General features: G+C 52.0%; 8 protein-coding genes. 2 read left to right on the forward strand and 6 right to left on the reverse strand.

Annotation, left to right across the window (positions count from 1 at the left end):
- The 6 genes from ABF287_RS15770 to urtA form a co-directional block, all read right to left on the reverse strand.
- The coding region (locus ABF287_RS15770) for an acetamidase/formamidase family protein (protein WP_347185954.1) at positions 1–362 on the reverse strand (362 nt) is incomplete at its 3' end.
- A 23-nt stretch (positions 363–385) separates the two neighbouring features.
- A complete protein-coding gene (gene urtE, locus ABF287_RS15775; RefSeq protein WP_347185955.1) occupies positions 386–1,075 on the reverse strand; it encodes an urea ABC transporter ATP-binding subunit UrtE in 690 nt (229 codons plus the stop codon).
- A 13-nt stretch (positions 1,076–1,088) separates the two neighbouring features.
- Positions 1,089–1,835, reverse strand: coding sequence for an urea ABC transporter ATP-binding protein UrtD (gene urtD / locus ABF287_RS15780; protein ID WP_347185956.1), 747 nt, complete (start codon positions 1,833–1,835; stop codon positions 1,089–1,091).
- A complete protein-coding gene (gene urtC, locus ABF287_RS15785) occupies positions 1,835–2,980 on the reverse strand; it encodes an urea ABC transporter permease subunit UrtC (protein ID WP_347185957.1) in 1,146 nt (381 codons plus the stop codon). Before urtC ends, urtD begins: the two co-directional genes overlap by 1 nt.
- 13 nt (positions 2,981–2,993) lie before the next feature.
- Complete coding sequence (gene urtB / locus ABF287_RS15790) at positions 2,994–3,920, reverse strand: urea ABC transporter permease subunit UrtB (RefSeq protein WP_347185958.1); 927 nt, start codon at positions 3,918–3,920, stop codon at positions 2,994–2,996.
- Between the two features lie 82 nt (positions 3,921–4,002).
- Positions 4,003–5,271: an urea ABC transporter substrate-binding protein gene (gene urtA / locus ABF287_RS15795; RefSeq protein WP_347185959.1), complete on the reverse strand. Its 1,269-nt coding sequence runs from the start codon at positions 5,269–5,271 to the stop codon at positions 4,003–4,005.
- Positions 5,272–5,489: 218 nt separating this feature from the next.
- Between urtA and ABF287_RS15800 the strand changes: the two genes are divergently transcribed.
- Together ABF287_RS15800 and ABF287_RS15805 are read left to right on the forward strand one after the other, a co-directional pair.
- Complete coding sequence (locus ABF287_RS15800) at positions 5,490–8,828, forward strand: ATP-binding protein (protein WP_347185960.1); 3,339 nt, start codon at positions 5,490–5,492, stop codon at positions 8,826–8,828.
- Complete coding sequence (locus tag ABF287_RS15805; protein WP_347185961.1) at positions 8,821–9,708, forward strand: DNA-binding response regulator; 888 nt, start codon at positions 8,821–8,823, stop codon at positions 9,706–9,708. The genes ABF287_RS15800 and ABF287_RS15805 overlap by 8 nt, the downstream gene beginning before the upstream one ends.
- Positions 9,709–9,917 lie beyond the last annotated feature (209 nt).

Here is a 9,917-nt window from a genome sequence, read left to right on the forward strand (position 1 = left end):
AAATGTTCGGTCAAAAAGCCGCCGCCATTTTGTTTGGAAAAGAAGCCGTTGAAGCCCCATTGCATTTCCTCTTTCGCGCCGATGTCCAAGATCTCAACCACAAGCAAATCGCCCGGCTCAGCGCCCTTGACGCCAATCGGACCAGACAGATAGTGCACCTGCTCCAATTCCACATCACGCACATCGCTGGCGTCGTCATTATTGGCGATCTGCCCGCCGGTCCAATCGTAGGTTTCAATCTTAAAGTCGTCCCCCGGCTCGACCCAGACATTGATCGGAATATCCGGATGCCACCGGTTGTGAATGTTTTCGTTGGTATGAGGGCTTTCACTTAGGTCTACTGAAATCAGTGTATCGGCCATGGCGATATCCTTTCTATATGGGGCTAAACTGAGAGAAACTTTGAGACTTTCGCCTCGTCGATGCCGTCACGCGGGCTATCATGAACGAACTGTCCATTTTCGATGACCATCACCCGATCGGCCACGTCCAAAGCAAAGCTCAAGACCTGTTCTGAGACGATGATCGACAGTCCCTTTTGATCTCTAATTTTACGTAGGGTGCGTGCCATTTCACGAATGATAGATGGCTGAATGCCTTCGGTTGGCTCATCGAGCAGCAAGACTTTTGGATTTGATGCCAAGGCGCGGGCAATGGCCAATTGTTGCTGTTGCCCACCCGACAGATTGCCGCCTCGACGCCCTTTCATTTCCAAAAGAACCGGAAACAATTCGTAAATGTCGTCAGGCACCGTGCTTTGGCCCGTCACAGTCAAACCCGTTTCCACGTTTTCTTGCACGGTCATTGATGAAAAAATCATCCGGCCCTGCGGCACATACGCGATACCTTTGGCAACACGTTGATGCGACTTCAGTCCCGTCACGGCGGCACCGTCGACATCAACGCTGCCGGTTTTTTCTGGCACGATTCCCATCAAGGTTTTCATCAGCGTGGTTTTGCCCATGCCGTTGCGGCCCATAATGGCGATGATTTCACCCGGAGCGACGGTCAAATCCAAACCATGCAAAACTTCGGATTCTCCATAAGCTGCGCGTAGATCGTTGATGTTCAACATCGCGATTGTTCCCTTAATGACCTAAATAAACTTCGATGACTTTTGGGTCGGCTTTGACATGCGCCATCGAACCTTCGGACAGCATTTTGCCCTGATGCAGAACGTTCACACGGGTGGCGATGTCTTCGACGAATCCCATGTCGTGTTCGATCACGATCACGGATCTGTCCTGAATAATGCGGTTCAGAAGTTCCGCCGTTTTCTTGCGTTCTGCGACAGACATCCCTGCCACAGGTTCGTCCAACATCAACAGCTCTGGGTCTTGGATCAGCAGCATGCCGATCTCCAACCACTGCTTTTGACCGTGGCTCAAAAAGGCCGCTTTCTCATCCAAAAGTTCATCCAAGAAAATCGTCTCTGCGATTTCTTGAATGCGGCTTTGAACCATTTGATCGCGACGAAAAGCGAGCGCGCCCAGCACGCTGTGACCTTTGGGATAACTGATCTCTAGGTTTTCAAATACCGTCAGATCCTCATAGACCGAGGGCGTTTGAAACTTGCGTCCGACACCGGCGTGAACGATCTGATCTTCACGCATTTTGAGCAGTTCTTGGTTTTTAAATTTGACCGATCCGTCTGTCGCTTTGGTGCGACCACAGATCAAATCCAACACTGTGGTTTTGCCTGCCCCGTTTGGTCCAATAATCACACGGCACTCATTTGGCTCGACATAAAAGCTCAGGTCGTTCACAGCCTTAAAGCCATCAAAGGACACGGTCAGACCTTCAACTTTCAACAGGTATCTATCTTGCGCACTCATTATGCTGCCCCTTTTGATTTGGGTTTCGCGGGTTTGCTGGCAACTGAAACACTGCCCCGTTTTGACCAAAGGCGGGTGAGGCGTGGCATGATTTGCTCTGTCCAGATGCCCGCCAAGCCATTGGGGAACAACATCACGACTGCGATAAACAAGCCGCCCAAGCCAAAGAGCCAAAGTTCAGGAAAGCTTTCAGAAAATGACGTTTTGGCCCAGTTCACCAAAAGCGCGCCATAGACAGCCCCAATGATCGACAGTCGACCGCCCACGGCGCAAAAGATCACCATTTCAATAGAGGGCACGATCCCGACCAATGTGGGTGACATGAAACCGACCTGTAGCGTGAACATTGCGCCACCGATGCCGGCGAAAGCAGCGCCAAGGCAAAAGATGAAAATCTTGAAACTCGCCACATCGTAGCCAGAAAAGCGCACGCGATCCTCTTGATCTCTCATCGCGATCAGGATGCGACCCAATTTTGATTTGCGCACGAAATGGGCCGTAAACAACACTGCAAACAACAGCACGCCATTCACGTAGTACAAGATCTCTTTGGCCGCATCGGTTCGGATGTCCCAGCCATGCAAGGTACGCAAATCGGTGATCCCGTTGACCCCGCCCGTGAAGCCTTGTTGACCAATGATCAAGATCGTCAAGATCGCGGCAAAGGCCTGCGTGATGATCGCGAAATACACCCCGCCGACACGTCTGCGAAACATCGCGACACCAATCACGAACGCAAAGACGACAGGCACCAAAACGACCGCGATGAGTGTCAGTGTGAAGCTATGGAACGGCACCCACCATGCAGGCAAAGCTGTCAGCTGGTTCCAATCCATAAAGTCGGGAATGCCAGGCGTGGATTGGATGGATGTGTTTTCTGGCGTCGAGGCTTCCAACTTTAGAAACATCGCCATGCAGTAGCCGCCAAGGCCGAAAAAGATGCCTTGGCCAAGGCTTAAAATACCGCCAGCGCCCCAACACAGAGCCAGCCCGATAGCGACGAACGCATAGGTGAGATACTTGCCAAACAGGTTCAAACGAAAGTTGTCCAAGAGCGCGGGCAGCAGCAAAAAGATGACAACAGCAAGGACGGCAAATCCAATCGCTTCTTGTTTGGAAAACAACGAGGTTTTGGGAAAGGTCATATCCTTGAAATCCTTATTTGCGCAGTTTGAGAGAGAAGAGACCTTGAGGTCGGATCATCAGAATTCCGACGACAACCAAAAGCGTCAGCACTTTGGCCATTGAGCCTGATAGGAAGAATTCCATGATGGACTGCGCCTGACTGATCGAGAACGCTGAGGCGATGGTGCCAATGATCGATCCTGCGCCGCCGAAGACCACGACAAGGAAGGTGTCGACGATGTAAAGCTGACCCGAGGTTGGCCCCGTGGACCCGATCATCGTAAAGGCTGAGCCGGCAACACCTGCCACGCCGCAACCGATGCCGAAGGTCAATCGGTCAGTCCATTCTGTGTTAATGCCAACGGCACCCGCCATCACCCGATTTTGGTTGATCGCACGCACTTGTTTGCCCCAGTTGGACCTAAACATCATCACGTAGACCGACAACGAAATACCGATGGCCAAGATCATGACAAAAACGCCATTGATCGGCACCTCGATCATATCCGTGACAGGCATGGACCCCATCATCCAGTCAGGAATGGTCACGCCAACTTCACGCGCGCCAAACAGGCTGCGGTAGAGTTGCTGTAAAATAAGACTAAGGCCCCAAGTGGCCAAAAGCGTATCAAGTGGGCGCTTGTAGAGATGTCGAATGATGGCCCATTCTACGAACAGCCCCAATATTCCAGAGGCGCAAAACGCAAGGATCATCGCGACAAAAAAGTACGCGCCAAAGACGCCAGGCATGAAGGCTGAAAAGAAATTGGACATAAAGTATGTCACATAGGCCCCAAGGATCATGAATTCGCCATGGGCCATGTTGATCACGCCCATCTGTCCAAAAATGATCGCCAGCCCCAGCGCCATGAGGACAAAAACTGAAAACAACATGAGCCCAGCAAAGCCTTGCATGGCAAAGATGGCACCCAGTTCAGACGCGGAATAATCGGAAAACATACGGATCCCTTATGCATTGATCTGTAAAGGAAAAATGGTGGCCCGCATTTGCAGATACGGGCCACCGATTGAGGTCAGCGCTTTATTGGTAGCCTTCAGGGAATGGGTCAGGCTCGACCAATTCAGCTGTCTCAAATACCACTTCATATTGACCGTCCGCCTTGGCGAGACCCACGCGGGTTTTGGACCAAAGGTGGTGGTTTTCATGCACTTTGACGTAGCCCTCAGGCGCTGTGTCCAGTTCGATTCCGACTTGCGCTTCGCGCACTTTATCGACGTCAAACGACCCTGCTTTTTCGACAGCGGCCTTCCACAACCATGGCCCCAAGTAGGCCGCTTGTGTCACGTCACCGATCACGATGTCTTCGCCCCACATTTCTTTGAAGGCCGAAACGAAGGCTGCATTGTTTGGGTTGTCCAAGGATTGGAAGTATTTCATGCAGGCGTAGGCGCCTTCCATGTTTTCGCCACCGATGCCGAGAATTTCATCCTCGGTCACTGAGATGGTCAACAACACTGGATCTTCTGCCGTCATATCGATGCCTGCGGCTTTGAGCTGTTTGTAGAAGGCCACGTTTGAGCCGCCCACAACGATCGCATAAATCACATCAGGCTTTTTCAAACGGATCTTATTGATGACTGAGTTAAACTGGGTGTGGCCTAAGGGGTAGTATTCCTCGCCCACAACTTTGCCACCCAAGAACTCTTCGATGTGCTTGCGGGCGATTTTGTTCGATGTGCGCGGCCATATGTAATCAGACCCCAAGAGGTAGAATGTATTCGCGCCTTTGGTTTCTTTAACCCAATCGAGACCCGCGATGATTTGCTGCGTGGCCTCTTGACCCGTGTAGATCACATTCGGGCTTTGCTCGAGGCCCTCATAGAAGGTTGGGTAATACAAGAAGCCGTTGTGTTGTTCGAACACTGGCAGAACCGCTTTGCGGCTGGCAGATGTCCAACAGCCCATAACGGAGGCGACTTTGTCGTTGACCAAAAGCTTGCGCGCTTTTTCTGCGAATGTCGGCCAATCAGAAGCGCCATCTTCTTGGATCACTTCGATCTGACGACCCAAAACACCGCCCATTTCGTTGATCTGCTTGATGGCCAGTTTTTCAGCCTGAACAGAGCCAGTTTCTGAAATCGCCATCGTGCCAGTGATCGAGTGAAGGATACCGACCGTGACCGTATCATCTGTGACCGCCAGCCCCGTGGTGTTGACCTCAGCCGTTGGATAGTCTTGTGCAAACAGTTGTTTTGGCGCAAAGAGCGAAGCGCCCAGAGCGGCCCCTCCCAACATCATTGCGCGGCGTGTTACCGCCAAAGAATCCTTTGGTGTTCCCTTGTCAGACATGTCCGTTCCTTTTCGAGTGCTAAAATTTTGGGCGATTCCGTCAAACGCCCTTGGCACTACGATCATCCGAACGCGGCTCAGCCGATATACGTTGAATGACGTATAGGCCTGCGCGTTTTGTCCCGTATGCTGCAATGGGGAAAGAAAATGCGACGGGGACACTCTGGCTGCGCGCGGAATGCGTGATGGTGTCTCGTTGATAGTTGGGTGAAAAATTCATGGCGACGGGGCTTCAAGCGACCAGCGACAAACGGACTTACAATCGCTGGGTCGCGAATGAAACGATGGAAGACTTTGCTTTGCGCTTTACGGCCCGCCGCGCACGCCGGTGGAGCTATGCGCGTGTCGCAAACACAGCTATTGGTTCTATTTCGTTTCTGGCGCTTGAGGCGATCGGCGCAGCCCTTACGCTCACCTATGGTTTCGATATCGCCATCTTGGCCATTATGGTCGTTGGGGCCTTGCTGTTCTTGACCGCATTGCCCATCAGCTATTACGCCGCGCGCTATGGGGTCGACATCGATCTGCTGACACGTGGCGCTGGCTTTGGCTATATCGGCTCGACGATCACCTCTTTGATCTATGCGTCTTTTACCTTCATTTTTTTCGCCCTTGAGGCGGCCATCTTGGCTCTGGCTTTAGAGTTTCTATTTCGAATACCGATCTTCATTGGCTACGTGATCAGTGCATTGGTGGTCATTCCGCTGGTCGTAAATGGCTTTTCAAAGATATCGTCGTTTCAAACATGGACGCAGCCTTTGTGGGTCGTGCTCCACATTCTGCCCTTCGCCTTGTTGGCCTATGTCGGATATGATGTTGAAGCTTGGATCAATTTCGAAGGCAGCGAGCCCGCGAAAGGCACCTCAACGATCTTGATGTTTGGCGCAGCCTCAGGTGTGATTTTTTCCCTTGTGGCCCAAATAGGTGAACAAGTTGATTTTCTGAGATTTTTGCCAGAACCCAAGACCGCCTTGGACCGAAAGAAATGGTTTTCTGCGTTGGTGATTGCCGGCCCAGGTTGGTCGATTTTAGGCGTTTTGAAAATGATCGCCGGCTCTTACCTTGTCACGCTTGCCATTCGCGAAGCTGTGCCGATGGATCAAGCGGGCGACCCGACGCTCATGTATTTCACTGCTTTCAATCAGATATTTGGCTCGCCTGCCCTCGTCTTGGCGTTAACGGGTCTGTTTGTGATTTTGTCCCAGCTTAAGATCAACGTCACCAATGCCTACGCTGGGTCGATTGCTTGGTCGAATTTCTTTTCCCGCCTCACCCACAGTCATCCAGGCCGCGTGGTCTGGCTGGTCTTTAACGTAGGCATTGCCTTGATGCTTATGGAGCTCGGCGTCTTCGAAGGCTTAGAACAAGTTTTGCGCCTATATTCGCATGTTGCTGTGGCATGGATTGGTGCGCTCGTGGCCGATTTGGTGGTGAATAAGCCGCTGGGTCTCAGTCCCAAAGGCATCGAATTCAGACGCGCCCATCTGTATGATATCAATCCCGTTGGCATCGGCGCGATGCTTGGGGCCTGCGTCATTTCATTGGTCGCGGTCACCGGACTATTTGGCCCCTTAGCCGAGGCGTTTTCGACGTATATCGCGCTCGGCTCAGCCTTTGTTTTTGCCCCCCTGATCGCCGTTGCCACGGGTGGAAAGTACTATATCGCACGCCCTGCACAAACGCCTCCTGCTGTTGGGCTACAAACCTGTTCAATTTGCGACTTTCGCTTTGATGGCGAAGACATGACCCACTGCCCGTTTCACGCTGGCGCAATCTGTTCATTGTGCTGCACCCTCGACAGCAATTGCCAAGACGCCTGCAAACCCCACGCACGGCTTCAAACCAACATGCAAAATGCCTTTGAACGCTGGCTTCCTGCGCGATTAGCGGTCATCGCGACATCACGCCTGTCTCGGTTCGCGTTTTATACCAGCGTCATCTCCGGATTGATCGGCGGTCTTTTGTTGGTGATCCGGCGCATTGAAGGTCAGGACAATTTTGCTGTGGTGCTAACGGTCATTTTCGGCATTTCTGTCATCGTTATTGGCATCGCGGTTTGGATGTTTCTTTTGGTCAATGAGAGCCACCGCAGTGCCCGCTCTGAATCCAATCAACAAACAGACAAACTGCTGCGTGAAATACGCGCCCACGAACGGACGGATAAGGCGCTGCAAGACGCCAAAGACAAAGCCGAAGCTGCGAATTTGGCCAAGACACGCTATATGACAGGGCTCAGCCACGAATTGCGCACGCCTTTAAACGCCATCTACGGTTTTGCACAACTGTTGGAAAAAGACCCCGAAATGCCAGCGCACCGCAAAGCCTCGGTGACGACGATACGCCGTAGCAGCGAGCACCTTGCAGGGTTGATCGAGGGGCTATTGGACATATCGCGTGTCGAAGCGGGCCGTCTCGAAATTATGCGGGACCGGATCAACCTGAATATGTTTATCAAACAGGTCACATCGATCTTCGAAGAAGATGCGCGGAAAAAGGGCGTCGCGTTTGAAGTCATTACAAAGGGGCGTTTTCCCGATTGGGTCGCCTCAGACGAAAAGCGCCTGCGTCAGATCTTGATCAACTTGTTGTCCAACGCTTTGCGCTATACCGAAACAGGCAAAGTGCAGCTGATCGTGGCCTATCGCAACGAGGTGGCGCAGATTGACGTGATCGATACAGGCGTGGGCATCAGCGAAGACTTTCTGCCCCGTATTTGGAGCCCTTTTGAACGCGCAGGCCACAGCAGCTCCCGCGGTTCAGGGCTGGGGCTGACGATCACCAAGTTGCTCGTCGAAGTGATGGGCGGCGATATTGAGGTGAAGAGCGTTTTGGGCAAAGGCAGCACGTTTAGGGTGCGCATGATGTTGCCCTCGATTGCGCATCTCAGCCTGCGCGAAAGCGAAATCGCCGCCGAAGATCGCACCTTGAATGTGACCGGATATCGCGGCCCTCGCAAATCTATCATGGTGGTCGATGATGATGCGCATCATTTGGCCTTGGTCGCAAATGTCTTTGAGCCAATTGGCTTTACAGTTGTGACGGCGTCGAATGCTGAGTTGGCCTTGACGATTTTGGAAGACTTCGTCCCTGACCTGTTCATTTTGGATATCGACATGCCTGGGCAAGACGGATGGTCCTTGGCACAACATTTGCGCGGAGGCGCGCTTGTCGGCATCCCAATCATCATGATCTCGGGCCACGCCAAAGACGCCGAAATGCCTTTGCCACGGGTGGCGCTGTTCGATGCATTTATTTCAAAACCCTACAACGTCGATGACCTTGTGGTGCGTGTCGCGGAGTTTCTAAAGCTCGACCTGCAGCTGCACAGCGAACAAAATCAAACCCTTCAAATCGCCCAAGACCTTGCTCCTGAGCAGGCGGCAGAATTGATCGCATTTGCACGCAACGGCAATGCTGCAGGCATACGTGATATGCTGACACAACTCGAAACGGATCAAGCTTGCCCTGCGCCTCTTTTGCAGGACCTGAAGGCAAAACTTGAAACCTATGACCTCAACGAAATCGTTTCTCGCTTGGAGAGCCACACCCATGAATGAAAACCTAGCCTCCTCCAAAAGCATTGCATTGGTCGTTGATGATGACCCAAACTCATTGGGCATGGTGTCTTCAGCCTTGGAAGAAAACGGCATGTCGGTCATCGTCGCCCGCGATGGTTTCACAGCTATCGACCTTGTTGCGCGCGTTAAACCCGATGTCATTCTCATGGATGCGATCATGCCCAAAATGGACGGGTTCGAAACCTGCAGACGCATCAAACGCGCTCCCAACATGACAAACGCTCCGATCGTTTTTATGACGGGTCTCAGCGCGCCGGACGATGTCATCCGCGGCTTGAATGCTGGTGGCGTCGACTACATCACAAAACCCGTGGTCGTCGATGAATTGATCGCGCGCATCGGAATCCACATTGTGAATTCAAAACTGGTTCAAAGCGCACGAGATGCGCTCGACCTATCTGGACGCTCTCTTCTGGCCTTTGATCGCTTAGGACATTTGGTATGGGGGTCTCAAAAAGCTCTCCTAGACTTCGACCTCAAAGCGTCTGAACAGATGCTGCTGCAAACATGGATTATTGATTGCGTGGACAAACCCGTTTCTAGCCTTGTGCCTTTGACGCTCAATGCGTTCGAATTCACCTTTGTGGGTTTGTCCTCTTCGGATGAAATATTGATCAAATTCAAACACGGGAATTCGGAAACGAATGAACAAACCCTCGCGCGATTGCTATCTCTGACATCTCGTGAATCCGAGGTGTTGTATTGGCTCACAATGGGGAAAACGAACAAAGACATTAGTGTCATTTTGAACCTTAGCCCACGCACGGTGAACAAGCATCTTGAGCAGATTTTCCAAAAAATGGGTGTCGATAACCGTACATCAGCTGCGGTTGCGGCCGATCGTATTTTGCACAGCTAGATAGATTGCGCCGACAAGAAGCATCGCTCAACCGCTGACATGAGCCCTAAACTTTGTTAGTTTGCTGAAGAGGCCAGGCGCCCAAAAAGCAGATTGATAAGCGGCCCGTCTACGCTGTCTGACGTCAGCGCCTATGGGTCCAAATAGTCGTATTTGCTAAGAGAGTGTTTCTGGCTCATCGTAACCACCAAGGAGTGGAAGATGAGACA

This window comes from Pacificibacter sp. (assembly GCF_039769035.1).
Classification (GTDB): domain Bacteria; phylum Pseudomonadota; class Alphaproteobacteria; order Rhodobacterales; family Rhodobacteraceae; genus Celeribacter.

Coding starts and splice junctions, on each gene's coding strand:
- urtE (WP_347185955.1), bottom strand. CDS start 1,075: ATGTTGAACATCAACGATCTACGCGCAGCTTATGGAGAATCCGAAGTT.
- urtD (WP_347185956.1), bottom strand. CDS start 1,835: ATGAGTGCGCAAGATAGATACCTGTTGAAAGTTGAAGGTCTGACCGTG.
- urtC (WP_347185957.1), bottom strand. CDS start 2,980: ATGACCTTTCCCAAAACCTCGTTGTTTTCCAAACAAGAAGCGATTGGA.
- urtB (WP_347185958.1), bottom strand. CDS start 3,920: ATGTTTTCCGATTATTCCGCGTCTGAACTGGGTGCCATCTTTGCCATG.
- urtA (WP_347185959.1), bottom strand. CDS start 5,271: ATGTCTGACAAGGGAACACCAAAGGATTCTTTGGCGGTAACACGCCGC.
- ABF287_RS15800 (WP_347185960.1), top strand. CDS start 5,490: ATGGCGACGGGGCTTCAAGCGACCAGCGACAAACGGACTTACAATCGC.
- ABF287_RS15805 (WP_347185961.1), top strand. CDS start 8,821: ATGAATGAAAACCTAGCCTCCTCCAAAAGCATTGCATTGGTCGTTGAT.